Here is a 15,741-nt window from a genome sequence, read left to right on the forward strand (position 1 = left end):
CCCCCCCCCCCCCCCCCCCCCCCCCCCCCCCCCCCCCCCCCCCCCCCCCCCCCCCCCCCCCCCCCCCCCCCCCCCCCCCCCCCCCCCCCCCCCCCGCCGAACGGGTCACGCGAATCGCGCCCCGGCGGTCGCTGCCCGAGGGTGGGGGTGTGAAGGCCACCGAGAGCTCCCGGGACGACGTCCCGGCCCCCGACGACCATGTCGTCGTGCTGTTCGGCGCCACCGGCGACCTCGCCCGGCGCAAGCTGCTGCCGGGGCTCCACCGCCTCGCCCGGGCCGGGCTGATGCCCGCCGGTTACCGCGTCGTCGGGTCGGCGCCCGCCGCGGCCGCGCTGACCGACGACGAGTTCCGGGCGCACGCCGAGAAGGCCGTCACCGAGTTCGGTGGCGGCCGGCCCACCGGGCCGGACTGGGAGGACTTCGTCGGCCGCCTGAGCTTCGGCGCCAGCGACCCCGAGGACTCCGGGCCGCTGCTCGACGCCGTCCGGGCCGCCGAGGCGGCCCTCGGCGGCACCCCGCGCCGGCTGTTCCACCTCGCCGTGCCGCCCAGCGCCTTCGCGTCCGTCATCGGCACCCTCGACGACACCGGGCTGGCCGAGGGCGGCCGCGTCATCATCGAGAAGCCGTTCGGCACCGACCTCGACTCGGCCCGGGCCCTCGACGCGACCGTCCACGCCGTCTTCGACGAGTCCCGCGTCTTCCGCATCGACCACTTCCTCGGCAAGGAGTCGGTCGACAACATCCTCGCCCTCCGCTTCGCCAACGGCCTCTTCGAACCCATCTGGAACCGCGACCACATCAGCCACGTCCAGATCGACGTCCCCGAGACGATCGGCATCGAGGGCCGGGCCGGGTTCTTCGAGGAGACCGGCACCTTCCGGGACATGATCGTCACCCATCTGTTCCAGGTGCTCGGCTTCGTCGCCATGGAGCCGCCCGTCTCCTTCGACGCCACCTGCCTGCGCGACGAGAAGGCCAAGGTCTTCCAGGCGATGCGGCCCATCGACCCGGCGCACGTCGTGCGCGGCCAGTACACCGGCTACCGCTCCGAGCCCGGCGTCGCCCCGGACTCCGACACCGAGACCTTCGTCGCCCTGCGCGCCGACGTCGACAACTGGCGCTGGGCCGGCGTCCCCTTCTACCTGCGCTCCGGCAAGGCGCTCGGCCGCCGCCGCCAGGTCGTCACCCTCCACTTCCGGCAACCGCCGCTGCGCATGTTCGAGGCCGCGCCCGGCACCCACGGGACGCGCGGCAACGCCCTCGTCGTCGACTTCGACGACCCCGGCTGGATCGCCGCCGACTTCCTCGCCAAGGAGCCCGGCCCCGCCATGCGGCTGGGGCCCGCCCGGATGACCTTCCGGTACGCCGACTCCTTCGGGGCCCGGCACGGCCTGGAGGGCTACGAGCGGCTCATCCACGACGCGATGCTGGGCGACCAGTCCCTGTTCACCCGCTCCGACGGCATCGAACGCCTCTGGGAGGTCGCCACCCCCTTGCTGCGCGCCCCGCGCCCCGTCGAACCGTACGCCCAGGGATCGTGGGGCCCGCCGTCCGCCGACGCGCTCATCGCCCCCCACCACTGGTACCTGCCGGACGACATGTCCGCCGACGCGCGGGGAAGCGGAACATCATGAGCAGACTCGGCCTTCCGGACCATATCCACGCCTGCCTCTTCGACATGGACGGTGTCCTCACCCGGACGGCGACGGTCCACGCCGCCGCCTGGAAGGAGACGTTCGACGACTTCCTGCGCCGGCGGGAAGGCCCCGGCTTCCGCCCCTTCGACCCCGTCGCCGACTACGACCGCTACGTCGACGGCATGCCCCGGGCCGACGGCGTGCGCTCCTTCCTCGCCTCCCGGGGTATCGAGCTGCCCGAGGGCGACGACGCCGATCCGCCCGCCCCGGACACCGTGCGCGGCCTGGGCGACCGCAAGAACGACCTCGTCCTCCGCAAGATCCAGGAGCTGGGAGTGGAGGCCTTTCCCGGCTCGGTGCGCTACGCCGAGGCCGCGCGCGACGCCGGGCTGCGCCGCGCGGTGGTGTCCTCCAGCGCCAACTGCGAGGCCGTGCTCGTCGCGGCCGGCATCGACCACCTCTTCGAGGTGCGGATCGACGGACTGGTCGCCGCCGAGCGGAAGCTGCCGGGCAAGCCCCACCCCGACACCTTCCTCGCGGCCGCCCTGGCCCTGGACACGCCCCCCGACCGGGCGGCCGTCTTCGAGGACGCCCTCGCGGGCATGGAGGCCGGGCGCGCCGGGAGGTTCGGTTTCGTCGTCGGGGTCGACCGGGCCGGGCAGGAGGAGGAACTGCGCCGGCACGGCGCCGACGTGGTGGTGGACGACCTCGCCGACCTGCTGGGAGACCTCCCGTGATCACACATCCGGCCTATATGGTCGAGCCCTGGTGTCTGCGCGAGACCGAGCTCAACCTCGACGTGCTCTCGCAGAGCGAGTCCGTCTTCGCGCTGTCCAACGGGCACGTCGGCTGGCGCGGCAACCTCGACGAGGGCGAGCCGCACGGCCTGCCCGGCACCTACCTCAACGGCGTGTACGAGTTCCGGCCGCTGCCGTACGCGGAGGCGGGCTACGGCTACCCGGAGTCCGGACAGACGATCATCAACGTCACCAACGGCAAGCTGGTCCGCCTCCTCGTCGACGACGAACCCTTCGACCTGCGCTACGGAAAGCTGCACAAGCACGAGCGCGTGCTGGACTTCCGCTCGGGACTGCTGCACCGCATCACCGAATGGACCTCGCCGAGCGGGCGCACCGTCCGCGTCCGCTCCAGCCGGCTGGTCTCGTTCACCCAGCGGGCCGTCGCGGCCGTCTCCTACGAGGTCGAGCCGCTCGACGGCGACGTGCGCATCGTGGTCCAGTCCGAGCTGGTCGCCAACGAGCAGCTGCCGTCGACCGGCGGCGACCCGCGGGCCGCCGCCGTCCTGGAGCAGCCGCTGACGTCGGAGCAGCACGCCGCCCACGGCCCCAAGATCCGGCTGCTGCACCGCACCCAGCACAGCGGACTGCGGGTGGGGGTGGCCGCCTCGCACGTGGTCAGCGGCGGCGAGCGCACCGAGATGTCGTCCGAGAGCAGCGACGACCTCGCCCGCTTCACCATCACCTCCCGGCTGAAGTCGGGGCAGCGGCTGCGCGTGGAGAAGTTCGTCGCGCACGGCTGGTCGGCGATGCGCTCGGCGCCCGCCGTGCGCGACCAGGTCGACGCCGCCCTGGCCGGCGCCGTCAGCACCGGCTGGCGGGGGCTGGCCGACGAACAGCGGGGCTTCCTGGAGGACTTCTGGTCCCGCTCGGACGTGGAGGTCGACGGCGACGCGGAGATCCAGCAGGCCGCGCGGTTCGCGCTCTTCCACGTCCTGCAGGCCGGCGCGCGCGGCGAGGCGCGGGCCCTGCCGGCCAAGGGGCTGACCGGCCCGGGCTACGACGGGCACTGCTTCTGGGACACCGAGACCTTCGTGCTGCCCGTGCTGACCTACACCGCGCCCATGGCCGTGGAACAGGCCCTGCGCTGGCGCTACAACACCCTGCCCGCGGCCCGCGAACGCGCCCGGCAGCTGGGCCTCCAGGGCGCCGCCTTCCCCTGGCGGACCATCAACGGCGACGAGTGCTCGGGCTACTGGCCGGCCGGTACGGCCGCCTTCCACATCAACGCGGACATCGCGGACGCCGCCGTGCGCTACACCAAGGCCACCAACGACGAGGCGTTCGAGAAGGAGGTCGGGCTGCCGCTGCTGATCGAGACCGCCCGGCTGTGGCGCTCGCTCGGCCACCACGACCACCACGGCGACTTCCACATCGACGGCGTGACGGGCCCCGACGAGTACAGCGCGATCTCGGACGACAACGTCTACACGAACCTGATGGCGCAGCACAATCTCCAGGAGGCCGCGGCCGCCGTCGAACGCCACCCCGACGTCGCGGCGCTGCTGGGCGCCGACGACGAGGAGGCCGCCGCCTGGCGCGACGCCGCGACCCGCATGACGCTGCCCTACAACCCCGAACTGGCCGTGCACGAGCAGTCCGAGGGCTTCACCCGGCACCAGCTGTGGGACTTCGCGCGCACCGGCGACGACCAGTACCCGCTGATGCTCCACTTCCCCTACTTCGACCTCTACCGCAAGCAGGTCGTCAAGCAGGCGGACCTCGTCCTCGCCATGTGCCTGCGCGGCGACGCCTTCACCCCCGAGGAGAAGGCCCGCAACTTCGCCTACTACGAGCAGCTGACCGTACGGGACTCGTCGCTGTCCGCCTGCGGGCAGGCCGTCATGGCGGCCGAGACCGGCCACATGCGGCTGGCCTACGACTACCTGGGCGAGGCCGCGATGATGGACCTCTCCGACCTGGAGGGCAACACCCGCGACGGCATCCACATCGCCTCGCTCGCCGGCACCTGGTTCGCCCTGGTCGTCGGCTTCGGCGGGATGCGGGAGTACGACGGCATGATCGCCTTCACCCCGCGGCTGCCCGAGCAGCTCGGCCGGCTGGCCTTCACGGTGCAGTTCCGCGGCCAGCGCCTGCGGGTGGAGATCACCGGCAGGACCGCGACGTACAGCCTGCTGGACGGCAAGGCCCTGGAGATCCTGCACTGCGGCGAGCGGCTGCGGGTCACCTCCGACGCGCCGGAGGCCCGCCAGGTGCCGCCCATCCCCACCGGCCCCGCCCCCGAACAGCCCGCGGGCCGCGCCCCCACCCGCCGCGGCCGCGCCGTCGGCCACGGCGAACAGGAGCCCGCCCTCCGCGCCCCCTAGGACCCGGTCAGCGTCGGCTGCTCCGGCGCCAGCCGTAGCCGCTGCGGCGCAGCCGGCGTCTGACGCCCGCCAGCACCGGATGCCGGTCCTGCTGCTCGCGGGAGCGGCGGTCGAGCTCCTCGGCCAGGCGCTCGGTGCGCTTCTCCACGTCCAGCTCGTCCAGGATGCGGTCCACCTCGGCCAGCAGCGCCCCGTGCAACTGCCACTGCCGGGGGTGCCGGCGCACCCCGTCGAGCAGCAGCAGGGCCGCCCGGTTCCGGGCGGCCCGGCCGGCGGCCAGCTCCCGTACGAGCCGGTCCTCGGCCTCCTCGGCGTTGGTCGTGACCTGAGTGGTGATCAGCACGGCGAAGGCCTCCACCGCGCGCCCCAGATGGTCGAACAGCTCCTCCAGGGCCGCCCCCACGTCCGGCGCGAACAGCTCCTCCTCGGTGCGCTCCTTGGCGAGGTCGGTCAGGGTCCGGCAGATCACCCGGAGCACGACCGCGGCGATCTCCAGGGCGTCCAGGCCGGTCCGCAGCACGACCCGGAAGAGCAGCCCCTCCCTGACCCGGGGGTTGAGGCGCAGGCTGTCCTCCGCCTGCCGGAGCGAGGCGTCCACCTGCACGATGTCGTGGTCCAGCCGCCGGGCCTCGTGCAGCCGGGCCGCGGCCTCGGCGACCGGCGTATGGCCGGTGACCTCGGCCCCGACGCGGTGCAGCAGCACCCGCATGCGGCGCGCCAGGTGCTGGATGGCGTCGCCCGCCGGCTGCACCCACACCGGTGGCACGAACAGCACGTCGAAGAGCAGCCCGACGACGGCGCCGATCAGCGTCTCCAGCACCCGGTCCCACGCGGTCTCCGCCACCCGGGTCACGCCCAGCACCAGCATCGCGCTGATCGCGACCTCGGGCACGAATTCACCCGCCCGGACGACCCGCCCGATGACCAGCGAGGCCAGGATGATCAGGCCCAGGCTCCACCAGGTCAGCCCCACCAGCGCGCTGAAGCCGATGGCGATGAGCACGCCGGCCACCACGGAGTTCACCCGGCGGATGCTCGTGGTGAGCGTGGAGTAGAGGGTCACCTGGACGACCAGCAGGGCCGTCAGCGGGGCGGTGAGCGGGGCGGGCTCGCTGCTCAGTTGCAGGGCCGCCACGTAGGAGATCACCGCGGCCAGCGTGGACCGCACCGCCTGCACGAAGGCGGGCTCCCTGCCGCGGCGGACCAGGGTCGTCAGGGGATCCGAGAAGTCGGGCACCCAGTGCGTCTTCCCGCCGGGCGGTGCCGGGGACACGAGGCCGTCACCGGCCTGGAGTAGTGGCACACCCCGCCGAGGGCGGTCACAGCGCCCGGACGACCCGCGCCGGATTCCCCACGGCGAGCACACCGGCCGGCAGGTCCCGGACGACCACGGACCCGGCCCCGACGACCGTGCCGGCGCCGATGGTCACCCCGGGGCAGACGATCACTCCGCCGCCCAGCCAGACGTTGTCACCGATCGTCACCGGAACGGCCTTCTCCCAGCCCTCCCGCCGGCGCGCGGGATCCAGCTCGTGCACCGGCGTCAGCAGCTGCGCACGGGGACCGATCTGGACGTCGGCGCCGATGGTGATGGGCGCCGTGTCGAGGAGGACGGCACCGAAGTTCACGAAGGTGCCCGCGCCGACGCTGATGTGGTGGCCGAAATCGCAGTGGAACGGCGGCCGGATCCGTACGCCGTCCCCCACGGCCCCCAGCAGCCGCCGGAGGATCGCCAGACGCTCGGCGGGGTCGGTGAGCCGGGGGTCGTTGTACGCGGCGCAGAGCGCCTCACGGCGCCGGGTGTCCTCGGCCAGCTCGGGATCGTCCGGGAGGTACCACTCCCCGGCCAGCATCCGCCGCTTGTTCTCACCCACGTCCCGCCCCCTCCGTCCGCCGGCCCGCCGTACCGCCGTCCCGCCCCGCGTACGCTCCCCGAGGCCGGTGGCGGCGTCAAGGCCTGCTTGAATCACCGGATGGACGATGTGACGGTGCTTCGGGTGTTCACCGGTCCGGACGGCACGGGAGGCAACCCGCTCGGGGTGGTCACCGACGGCGGCGCCGTGCCGGAGGGGCCCGGACGACGGGAGCTGGCCGCCCGGCTGGGCTTCAGCGAGACGGTGTTCGTCGACGACGCGGCGCGCGGCCGCGTCGACATCCACACCCCCGGCACCCGGCTGCCGTTCGCGGGGCACCCCCTGGTCGGCGTCGCCTGGCTGCTGCGCCGCCAAGGGCGCCCGGTGGACGTGCTGCGCCCGCCGGCGGGCGAGGTGCCGGTCTGGGAGGAGGGGGAGACCACCTGGATCCGGGGACGGGCCGCGTGGGCGTCCGACCGGCGCACCGAGCGGTTCGCCACGGCGGCCGCCGTCGAGGCGCTGCCCGGCCCACCGCCGGGGGAGGGCTGGCTGTACGCCTGGGCCTGGGAGGACGAGGCCGCGGGGCGGGTGCGGGCCAGGGGCTTCCCCCGGCGCGGCGACGGCATCGTGGAGGACGAGGCCACCGGCGCCGCCGCGCTGGTGCTCACGGCCCGGCTGGGGCGGTCGCTCGTGGTCCGGCAGGGCACCGGCTCGGTGATCCTGACACGTCATCACCCCGACGGGACGGTGGACCTCGGCGGCCGGGTGACGACATGACCGTTGGCTGTACGGGTGCGTCGCCGTGTGGCGTATGCCACGGCGATCCGTGCTCAACTTTCCCTGTCGTGCGGGAATGCGATGGGAGACAAAGGGGTTTCGCCTATGTCATTGGCTTGACGTAGCGAGCGGAGGACCATCCACCATGGCGACCACGAACCCCACGATCCCCGGAGCCGGTACCGACTCCCGTGCCGCGCGACTGCTCGGACGGCCCCTGGCCCTCGGCGATCTCACCCTGGCCAACCGCATGGTGATGGCGCCGATGACGCGGCGCTTCTCGCCGGGCGGCGTGCCGGGCGAGGACGTCGCCGCGTACTACGCGCGGCGCGCGACCGGCGGCGTGGGCCTGATCATCACCGAGGGGACCTACGTGGCCCGCGAGGCCGCGGCGGCGTACGACAATGTGCCGTACTTCCACGGCGAGGAGGCCCTGGCGGGCTGGGCCCGGGTGGCCGAGCGGGTGCACGAGGCGGGCGGTCGCATCATGCCCCAGCTGTGGCACACCGGCATCGCCCGCACCGACGGCGTCGCGCCGCTCGGCGTACCCGCCGACACCCCGTCCGGGATCGACCTCGGCGGCGACCCGCACGGCAGGGCGATGACGCAGGCCGACATCGACGCGGTCGTCGGCGCCTTCGCGCGGGCGGCCGCCGACGCCGAACGCGCCGGCTTCGACGGCGTCGAACTGCACGGCGCCCACGGCTACCTGATCGACAGCTTCCTGTGGAACGGCACCAACAGGCGCACCGACGCCTACGGCGGCGACGAGGCGTCCCGCGCCCGCTTCGCCACCGAGATCGTCACGGCGGTACGCGCCGCCGTCTCGCCCGGCTTCCCCATCGTCTTCCGCCTCTCGCAATGGAAGGCCGACCACTACGACGCCCGCATCGCCGGGACCCCGCAGGAGCTGGAGCGGCTGCTCGCCCCGCTCGCGGCGGCGGGCGTGGACGCCTTCCACGCCTCCACGCGCCGCTACTGGCTCCCGGAGTTCGAGGGCGCCGACCTCAATCTGGCCGGCTGGACGAAGAAGCTCACCGGCAAGCCCGCCATCACCGTCGGTTCGGTGGGCCTCGACCAGGAGTTCACCAGCGCGCGCCGGGGAGGCACCGACCGGGCGGGGGTCACCGGCATCGACGCGCTCCTGGACCGCCTGGAGCGCGACGAGTTCGACGCCGTCGCCATCGGCCGGGCCCTCATCGCCGACGCCGAGTGGCCCGCCAAGGCCCTCACGGACCGGCTCCACGAGGCGGCCCCCTACAGCGCGTCGCTGCTCGGCACACTGGTCTGAGCACGGCGCACCAGCACACCGAACAGCCCGGAAGGACGGTTCACACGATGACCTGGCCCGCGACCGCACGTTACGGCCTACGGGCGGCTCCCGGCGGCCTCGGGCTCGTCCAGGACCTGCTCAACACGGCCGCCGTGGAGGCGCCCGGAGCGGTGGACCTCCTGGCCGGCCCGGACGACGCCCAGGCCTGGGCGGACGCGGCCGTCGCCGGGTGGACGGCCGTCACGGGGCAGCCCGTGCCGCCGGTGGTCCTGGGCCCCGACGGCCCCGAGGAGCTGCGGGTGCTGCGCGACGACCTCCGGCGGCAGACCGCCGAGGGGGCGGGGGACGCGGCCGGGGCCGCGCCCCTCGCCCTGGTCCTGCACTGCACGGCGGCGGCGCTCCAGCTCGGCGAGGACGGCGTCGTCCGCCTGGAGCCGCGCGGCACGGGCTGGCGGCGGCTGGCCGCCCTGGTGCTGGTGGCGGCCTTCGAGGCGCAGCGGGACGGCACCCGGCACCGGCTCAAGACGTGCCGCGAACCGCGCTGCGCCGTCGCGTTCTACGATCGTTCGCGGAACAACTGCGGCGTCTGGCACGAGGTCAGGACCTGCGGAAACGCCGCCAACCTACGGGCGTCCCGCGCCCGCCGGCGGGCCCTGGAGTCCTGACCCAGGGGGCCGTGGCGCGCGGCGCCCGGCCTCACCAGCGGCAGTGCCGGGACGCCGGGGCGCGGTGCGAGGCCACGGCCCGGTCGAGGTTGGTCGCCGCGCTGATGAGCGCGAGGTGGGTGAGGGCCTGGGGGAAGTTGCCGAGGGACTCCCCGGCGGCGCCGATCTCCTCGGCGTACAGGCCGAGGTGGTTGGCGTGGGTGGTCATCTTCTCGAAGACGTAGCGGGCCTCGCCCACGCGCCCGGCCCGGGCCAGGGCCTCGACGTACCAGAACGAGCAGAGGTTGAAGGTGCCCTCGTGCTCCGGGAAGCCGTCCGTGCCGTCGGTCCGGTAGCGGTGCACGAGGCTGTCGCTGACCAGCCCGTCCTCCAGCCGCCGCACCGTGGACAGGAACCGCGGGTCGGACGGTCCCACGAACTTCACCAGCGGCATGACCAGCAGGGACGCGTCCAGGGTGGTGCCGCCCGCGTACTGCGCGTAGGCGCCGAGGTCCGGTTCCCAGCAGTGGTCCTGGACGTACCGGTAGGCGGCCGCGGCGGCGTCGCGCCAGCGCTCGACGGGCGCCGGCATGCCGCGGTGGCGCGCGATGCGCATCGCACGCTCGAAGGCCACCCAGGTCATGAGGGCGGAGTAGGTGAAGCGCCGGCGGCCGCCGCGGGTCTCCCAGATGCCGTCGTCGGGCTCCTCCCAGTGCTTCTCCAGCCACTCCAGCTGGCGGCTCAGGGCCTCCCACAGTTCGTAGGAGATGGGCTCGCCGTGCTTGTTGTAGAGGTAGACGGAGTCCATCAGCTCGCCGTGGATGTCGAGTTGCAGCTGCTCGGCCGCGGCGTTGCCGACACGGACCGGCCGGGAGCCGCGGTAGCCCGCGAAGTGCTCCAGGACCGTCTCCGGCAGGTCGGACCGGCCGTCGATGCCGTAGAGCACCTGCAGCCCGGTGTCCGGCGGCGCCTCGACGCAGCGCTGGTGGAGCCAGTCGATGAACGCCGCCGCCTCCTCGGTGAACCCCAGCCGCATGAGCGCGTAGAGGGTGAACGCGGCGTCGCGCACCCAGGTGTAGCGGTAGTCCCAGTTCCGGGAGCCGCCCAGGCTCTCCGGCAGGGAGGTGGTCGGGGCCGCGACGAGGGCTCCGGTGGGCTGGTGGACGAGGAGCTTGAGGACGAGCGCCGAGCGCTCGACCGTCTCCCGGTAGCGGCCCCGGTAGGTGGAGTTGCGCAGCCAGCCGTCCCAGTAGCGCAGGGTGTCGTCCAGCAGTCGTGAGGCCTCCTCACGGTCGAGGGGCCGGACGTCGCCGCCCCACTGCGCGGCCAGCTCCAGTGTCCCGCCGGGTTCGAGCGTCACCGTGGCCGTCGCGGCGTCGCCGTCGGCGCGCAGCGGCACGGACGAGCGCAGCAGCAGCGTGCCCGCCGGGCCGGAGAAGGCGGCGCCGACGCCCTCGATGACGGTGACCTCGTGCGGGGCCCGCGCGTAGTCGAACGCCGGACGGCAGACGATCTCGACGGTGCCGCTCCCGCGTACCATCCGCAGCTGCCGGACGATCTGCCGTACGTCGGAGGACGCGTAGGAGGGGTGGTCGGGCACCATGAGGTCGTAGAGCTCGGCGACGGCCTGCTGCGCGAGGAAGCGGGTCAGCAGGACGTTGGAGTCGGGCAGGTACATCTGCTTGGTGCGCTCGGTGCCGCGCACCCGTACGGAGAACGAGCCGCCGTGCCGCGCGTCGAGCAGCGACCCGAAGACGGAGGGCGCGTCGAACCGCGGCAGGCAGCACCAGTCGATCGTCCCGTCGACCCCCACCAGCGCCACGGTGTGGAGATCGCCGATGACGCCGTGGTCCTCGATGGGGAGGTAGTCGACCGGGAGGCAGGTGCCCTCGCGGGGCCTGGTGTCGTGCTTCATGGCCGGTCCCTTCCGTCCGCCGGAGCCGGGACACGCGACACCTTCCGTTATACCTCCGCGGCTGTGCCTCCGCGGCGGGGCCCGGGGCGTCGCGTCGGCGGGGGCGCGGGCGGGCCCGCCGCACGGATGGCCGTGACCGCCGCGCACGAGCGCGCCACGGGCCGTACCGTCGGCAGGGAGAGCCGACGGCAGCGGAGCGCAGAGGAGCACGGCGATGAGCGGTCCCGAGAGCGCGGACCATGTCAGCGTCCACCTGACCGAATGCGCCGACGGCGACGCGGCCGCGGTGTTCGCCGTCCTGGAGGACGCCTTCCCCGAGGTCACCGGCGAGCCCCGGACCGAGAACCGTCCGTCGCGCCCGGGAGCCGCGGCGCCCACCGTCTGGTGCATGGTCGTCGACGCGCGCACCCGCCGCGCTCCCCGGGGCGAGGGCGCTGGCCTGGCCGGCGCCGTCACCGTCGACCTCTTCGGCGCCGCCGACCCCGTGCGCCAGGTCAAGGAGGAGCTGGCCACGGCCTTCGCGCTGGAGGACCACGGCACCGTGCCCGGCGAGCACGAGCTGGAGGCCCGGCTCAAGCTCACCGCCAAGCCGGCCGGCTGACCGCTCGCCGACGAGGATCGTTGCACCGTACAGGAGTTGAGGGTGGCGGGCCTATGATGCCCTTCGGGCACCGGACGCCGTCGCCGGCCCGGTGAGGCGCGCGCGGTGCCACGAGCCGCTCCTGGAGGCACCGCAGTGTCGATCGAGCTCAACCACACCATCGTCCTCTCCCGCGACAAGCGCGAGTCCGCCGACTTCCTGGCCACCGTCCTGGGCCTGGAGAAGGGCGTCCCCTTCGGCCCGTTCGTCGCCGTGGCGATGGGCAACGGCGTCACGCTGGACTTCATGACCGCCGAGGAGGGCGAGACGATCGCGCCCCAGCACTACGCCTTCCTCGTGCCCGAGGAGGAGTTCGACGGGATATTCGAACGGATTCGCGGGGCCGGGGTGGAGTACTGGGCCGACCCCCACCGCACGCTCCCGGGGCGGATCAACCACCACGGCGGCGGCCGGGGCGTGTACTTCCCCGACCCGAGCGGCCACTACCTGGAGGTCCTGACCCGGACGTTCGAGGTGCCGGGGCAGGAGGAGCGGGAGTAGCGGGCCGCCCCGACAGGACCTCAAAGGCGCTCTTATTCCCAAAGAAATCCTTTGAGGTCGTGTCGGAATTCATTATTCGACTTATAGCGCCGTTCTCGGTAGCTTCGGCGATGTCCGCATCCCCGACCGAGACCGAAGGCGGTGTTTCCGGTGATGGACGAGCGCCGAACGGCGACCCCTTGGACGCTCATGGCCGCGACGGCGGTGCTGTGGGGCTCCGCGTTCCCCGCCATCCGCGTGGCGCTGGACGACTACCCGCCGACGGCCATGGCCGTCCTGCGCCTGGCCGTCGCCGTCGTCCTGCTGCTCCCCTTCGCCCTCACCGGCCGCGTCAGCCGGCTCCGCCGGGGCGACGTACCGCGCATGGCGGCCTTCGGCCTCACCGGCATGACGGCCTATCAGCTCCTGCTCTACGCGGGCGAGCGGCACGTGGAGGGCGGCACGGCCGCCATGCTCGTCGCCACCTCCCCGGTCTTCGTCACCGTCCTGGGCATGCTCTTCCTGCGCGAACGCCCCGGCGCCTGGGGTGTCACCGGACTCCTCACGGCCCTGTGCGGCGCCCTGATCGTCGCCACCTCCGGCGGCGACGGCGGCGGCTCGTGGGGCGGCATGGCGATGGTCGTGCTCGCCGCCGCCTCCCAGGCGACCTCCTTCGTCCTCCAGAAGCCCCTGCTGCGCCGCTACTCGGGCATGGACTGCATCTTCTACGGCAGCCTCTTCGGCCTCGTCCCGCTGCTCGCCGTCGCCCCCGAGGCGGCCGGGCACGTCGCGGCGGCCGGCTGGCAGCAGACCGCGGCCGTGATCTGGCTCGGGCTCGGCTGCACGGTCCTCGCCTTCTGCACCTGGTCGCGCGTCCTCGCCGTCGCCCCCGCCTCGACGAGCTCCCTCGTCCTGTACGCGGTCCCCGTCGCCGCGCTGGCCCTGGACGCCGTGCTCCTCGGGGTCCTGCCCACGCCCCTCGCGGGCCTGGGCGGCCTGACCGTACTGGCGGGCGTCGGCATAGCCGCCGTCCGCCGCCCGCCGGCACGCCCCACCCCGCCCGCACCGTCGCGGGAGACGGCGGAGGCGGAGCACGAGGAACGCACGCCGGCGGGGGTCTGAGGCCCGTAGGCCCCCTGAACGAACCAGCGACCTGAACGAGTCAGCGGCCGGACGCCCCGGAGGGGAGGCGTCCGGCCGCTCGGCGTTCCCCCGGTGATTCCCCGGTGATTCCCCGGTGATTCACCCGCGCGGGCGAGCCGGGTGCTTCGGGCGGGCGGCGGCGCGGAAGGAAGGGAGACATGTTCGAGAACACCCGGGCGTTCAGCGGATTCGCCGTACGGGACACCGACCGGGCCAAGCACTTCTACACCGAGACGCTGGGCCTGGACGTGTCCGAGGAGAACGGGCTGCTCTGGCTGCGTTTCCCCGGCGGCACCCGCGTGCTCGTCTACCCCAAGCCCGATCACACGCCCGCGACCCACACCGTCCTCAATTTCCCGGTGCCCGACGTCGAGGCGGCCGTCGACGAGCTCGGCCGGCGCGGGGTGACCTTCGAGCGCTATCCCGGCATGGAAGCCGACGAGAAGGGCATCTTCCGCGGCGGCGGCCCGCTGATCGCCTGGTTCACCGACCCCTCCGGCAACGTCTTCTCCGTCCTCCAGCAGGACTGATCCTCGTACAGCCGGGGGAGTGTCAGACCCGGGTGCGAGACTCCGTACGTGAGATGGGCACTGGCGGAAGCGGGGGACGAGGGCGTCCGGATCTGCCCGCTGGACGACGAGGGGCGGGCCGCCGGCCCGGTGGAGACGGCACCGGACGCGGCCGCGGCGGTGCGCGCCCGGCCGGACGCCGACCGGTGGGTGTGGCGTTCCACGGCGCGGCTGTACGACCGGATGCTCGCCGCCGGCGTCCGCGTCGAGCGGTGCTACGACGTCGAGGCGGCCGAGGCGCTGCTCATCGGGCACGAGGAGGGCCAGTCGGGCCAGCCGCGCTCGCTCGCCGCTGCCTGGGCGCGGGCGCGCGGCCTGCCGGTGCCGCCGGACCCGCCGCTGCGGGCCGCGGACGCCCAGCCGTCGCTGTTCGAACCGGGGCCGGTGCCCCTGCCGCCCGGCACGGACGAGCTGGCGGCGCTGCTGGAGGTCTACGCCGGCCAGCTGGCCCGCACGGACCGGACCGGGCACCCCGGGCGGATGCGGCTGCTCACCGCGGCGGAGTCGGCGGGCACACTGGTCGCCGCCGAGATGGGCCGCGCGGGCCTGCCCTGGCGCGCCGACGTGCACCGGGAGCTGCTCCACGAGCTGCTGGGCGAGCGCTATCCCGGCGGCCAGGACACCCGCCGGCTGGCCGAGCTCGCCGACGAGGTGTCCCGGGCCTTCGGCGACGACGTGCGGGTCCGCCCGGACCTGGCCACCGACGTCGTGCGGGCCTTCGCCCGTGAGGGCATCACCCTGTCGTCCACCCGGGCGTGGGAGCTGCGGGACATCGACCACCCGGCCGTCCCACCCCTGCTGGAGTACAAGAAGCTCTACCGCCTCCACACCGCCCACGGCTGGGCCTGGCTCCAGGCCTGGGTGCGGGACGGCCGCTTCCGCCCCGCGTACCTGCCGGGCGGCACCGTCACGGGACGGTGGACCACCAACGGCGGGGGCGCGCTGCAGATCCCCCGGGTGGTGCGGCGGGCGGTCGTCGCCGACCCGGGCTGGACGCTGGTCGTCGCGGACGCCGACCAGATGGAACCCCGCGTCCTGGCCGCCGTCTCCCGCGACCCCGGCCTGATGGACGTCGCCGGCAGCGGCCGCGACCTCTACGCCGACCTCGCCGACCGCGCCTTCTCCGGCGACCGCGACCGCGCCAAGCTCGCGGTGCTCGGCGCGATCTACGGCCAGACCTCGGGCGACGGCCTCAAACACCTGGCGGACCTGCGCCGCCGCTTCCCCCGGGCGGTCGCCCACGTCGACGACGCGGCCCGAGCGGGCGAGGAGGGCCGCCTCGTCCGCACCTGGCTGGGCCGCACCTGCCCGCCCGCCTCGACCGCCGTCCCCGAGGAGGCGGGCATCCCTCAGGAGGACCCGGCGGAGACATCCACCGCCGGAGCCCGCGCCCGCGGCCGCTTCACCCGCAACTTCGTGATCCAGGGCAGCGCGGCCGACTGGGCCCTGATCGTGCTCGCCACCCTCCGCCGGTCGATCGCCGGCCTCCGCGCCGAACTGGTCTTCTTCCAGCACGACGAGGTCATCGTCCACTGCCCGAAGGAGGAGGCCCCGACGGTCGCCGAAGCGATCCGCACAGCGGGCGACGAAGCGGCCCGCACAGCCTTCGGCGACACCCCGGCGCGCTTCCCCTTCACGACGGCGGTGGTGGAGTGCTACGCGGACGCGAAGGCGTAGAGACGTGAA

Annotated in this window: 14 protein-coding genes; 11 read left to right on the forward strand and 3 right to left on the reverse strand. The window is 74.0% G+C overall.

Annotated elements, in window-relative coordinates; translation table 11 throughout:
• Positions 1 to 149 precede the first annotated feature (149 nt).
• Genes zwf through AC07BS_RS28930 form a run of 3 tightly spaced genes read left to right on the forward strand, consistent with a single transcriptional unit; the run spans position 150 to position 4,761 of the window.
• The gene (gene zwf, locus AC07BS_RS28920) at positions 150 to 1,634 is read left to right on the forward strand and encodes a glucose-6-phosphate dehydrogenase (RefSeq protein ID WP_478934948.1); all 1,485 of its coding nucleotides are present in this window, start codon (positions 150 to 152) and stop codon (positions 1,632 to 1,634) included.
• Entirely contained in the window at positions 1,631 to 2,374 is a 744-nt protein-coding gene (locus tag AC07BS_RS28925) for a beta-phosphoglucomutase family hydrolase (RefSeq protein WP_478647936.1), read from the forward strand. Before zwf ends, AC07BS_RS28925 begins: the two co-directional genes overlap by 4 nt.
• Positions 2,371 to 4,761: a glycoside hydrolase family 65 protein gene (locus AC07BS_RS28930; protein ID WP_478934949.1), complete on the forward strand. Its 2,391-nt coding sequence runs from the start codon at positions 2,371 to 2,373 to the stop codon at positions 4,759 to 4,761. Before AC07BS_RS28925 ends, AC07BS_RS28930 begins: the two co-directional genes overlap by 4 nt.
• A gap of 7 nt (positions 4,762 to 4,768) precedes the next feature.
• Here AC07BS_RS28930 and AC07BS_RS28935 read toward each other — a convergent pair whose 3' ends face one another.
• A complete protein-coding gene (locus AC07BS_RS28935; RefSeq protein ID WP_478647940.1) occupies positions 4,769 to 5,998 on the reverse strand; it encodes an FUSC family protein in 1,230 nt (409 codons plus the stop codon).
• 82 nt (positions 5,999 to 6,080) lie between these two features.
• On the reverse strand, positions 6,081 to 6,635 hold the full coding sequence (locus AC07BS_RS28940; RefSeq protein WP_478647942.1) for a sugar O-acetyltransferase: 555 nt from the start codon (positions 6,633 to 6,635) through the stop codon (positions 6,081 to 6,083).
• Between the two features lie 99 nt (positions 6,636 to 6,734).
• Between AC07BS_RS28940 and AC07BS_RS28945 the strand changes: the two genes are divergently transcribed.
• The 3 genes from AC07BS_RS28945 (at position 6,735) to AC07BS_RS28955 (ending at position 9,329) form a co-directional block, all read left to right on the forward strand.
• The gene (locus tag AC07BS_RS28945; RefSeq protein WP_478934950.1) at positions 6,735 to 7,391 is read left to right on the forward strand and encodes a PhzF family phenazine biosynthesis protein; all 657 of its coding nucleotides are present in this window, start codon (positions 6,735 to 6,737) and stop codon (positions 7,389 to 7,391) included.
• Positions 7,392 to 7,536: 145 nt separating this feature from the next.
• Positions 7,537 to 8,682: an NADH:flavin oxidoreductase gene (locus AC07BS_RS28950; RefSeq protein WP_478934951.1), complete on the forward strand. Its 1,146-nt coding sequence runs from the start codon at positions 7,537 to 7,539 to the stop codon at positions 8,680 to 8,682.
• A 47-nt stretch (positions 8,683 to 8,729) separates the two neighbouring features.
• Positions 8,730 to 9,329, forward strand: coding sequence for a CGNR zinc finger domain-containing protein (locus tag AC07BS_RS28955; protein ID WP_478647947.1), 600 nt, complete (start codon positions 8,730 to 8,732; stop codon positions 9,327 to 9,329).
• A 31-nt stretch (positions 9,330 to 9,360) separates the two neighbouring features.
• Here AC07BS_RS28955 and AC07BS_RS28960 read toward each other — a convergent pair whose 3' ends face one another.
• The gene (locus AC07BS_RS28960) at positions 9,361 to 11,223 is read right to left on the reverse strand and encodes a glycoside hydrolase family 15 protein (RefSeq protein ID WP_478934952.1); all 1,863 of its coding nucleotides are present in this window, start codon (positions 11,221 to 11,223) and stop codon (positions 9,361 to 9,363) included.
• A 214-nt stretch (positions 11,224 to 11,437) separates the two neighbouring features.
• Here AC07BS_RS28960 and AC07BS_RS28965 point away from each other — a divergent pair, with 214 nt between their 5' ends.
• The 5 genes from AC07BS_RS28965 (at position 11,438) to AC07BS_RS28985 (ending at position 15,732) form a co-directional block, all read left to right on the forward strand.
• A complete protein-coding gene (locus tag AC07BS_RS28965) occupies positions 11,438 to 11,824 on the forward strand; it encodes a hypothetical protein (RefSeq protein WP_478647949.1) in 387 nt (128 codons plus the stop codon).
• Between the two features lie 135 nt (positions 11,825 to 11,959).
• Positions 11,960 to 12,364, forward strand: coding sequence for a VOC family protein (locus AC07BS_RS28970; RefSeq protein WP_478647950.1), 405 nt, complete (start codon positions 11,960 to 11,962; stop codon positions 12,362 to 12,364).
• 153 nt (positions 12,365 to 12,517) lie between these two features.
• Positions 12,518 to 13,465 carry a DMT family transporter gene (locus AC07BS_RS28975; protein WP_478934953.1) on the forward strand — a complete coding sequence of 316 codons (948 nt, stop codon included), beginning with the start codon at positions 12,518 to 12,520 and terminating at the stop codon, positions 13,463 to 13,465.
• A 179-nt stretch (positions 13,466 to 13,644) separates the two neighbouring features.
• The gene (locus AC07BS_RS28980) at positions 13,645 to 14,016 is read left to right on the forward strand and encodes a VOC family protein (RefSeq protein ID WP_478647952.1); all 372 of its coding nucleotides are present in this window, start codon (positions 13,645 to 13,647) and stop codon (positions 14,014 to 14,016) included.
• Positions 14,017 to 14,064: 48 nt separating this feature from the next.
• A complete protein-coding gene (locus tag AC07BS_RS28985) occupies positions 14,065 to 15,732 on the forward strand; it encodes a bifunctional 3'-5' exonuclease/DNA polymerase (protein ID WP_478934954.1) in 1,668 nt (555 codons plus the stop codon).
• Positions 15,733 to 15,741 lie beyond the last annotated feature (9 nt).

The sequence above is a fragment of the Streptomyces sp. NPDC044063 genome (genome assembly GCF_056434285.1).

Bases quoted from the DNA above. Each gene is read 5' to 3' on its own strand.
- AC07BS_RS28925 (WP_478647936.1), top strand. From the start codon at position 1,631: ATGAGCAGACTCGGCCTTCCGGACCATATCCACGCCTGCCTCTTCGAC.
- AC07BS_RS28945 (WP_478934950.1), top strand. From the start codon at position 6,735: ATGGACGATGTGACGGTGCTTCGGGTGTTCACCGGTCCGGACGGCACG.
- AC07BS_RS28950 (WP_478934951.1), top strand. From the start codon at position 7,537: ATGGCGACCACGAACCCCACGATCCCCGGAGCCGGTACCGACTCCCGT.
- AC07BS_RS28955 (WP_478647947.1), top strand. From the start codon at position 8,730: ATGACCTGGCCCGCGACCGCACGTTACGGCCTACGGGCGGCTCCCGGC.
- AC07BS_RS28960 (WP_478934952.1), bottom strand. From the start codon at position 11,223: ATGAAGCACGACACCAGGCCCCGCGAGGGCACCTGCCTCCCGGTCGAC.
- AC07BS_RS28965 (WP_478647949.1), top strand. From the start codon at position 11,438: ATGAGCGGTCCCGAGAGCGCGGACCATGTCAGCGTCCACCTGACCGAA.
- AC07BS_RS28975 (WP_478934953.1), top strand. From the start codon at position 12,518: ATGGACGAGCGCCGAACGGCGACCCCTTGGACGCTCATGGCCGCGACG.
- AC07BS_RS28980 (WP_478647952.1), top strand. From the start codon at position 13,645: ATGTTCGAGAACACCCGGGCGTTCAGCGGATTCGCCGTACGGGACACC.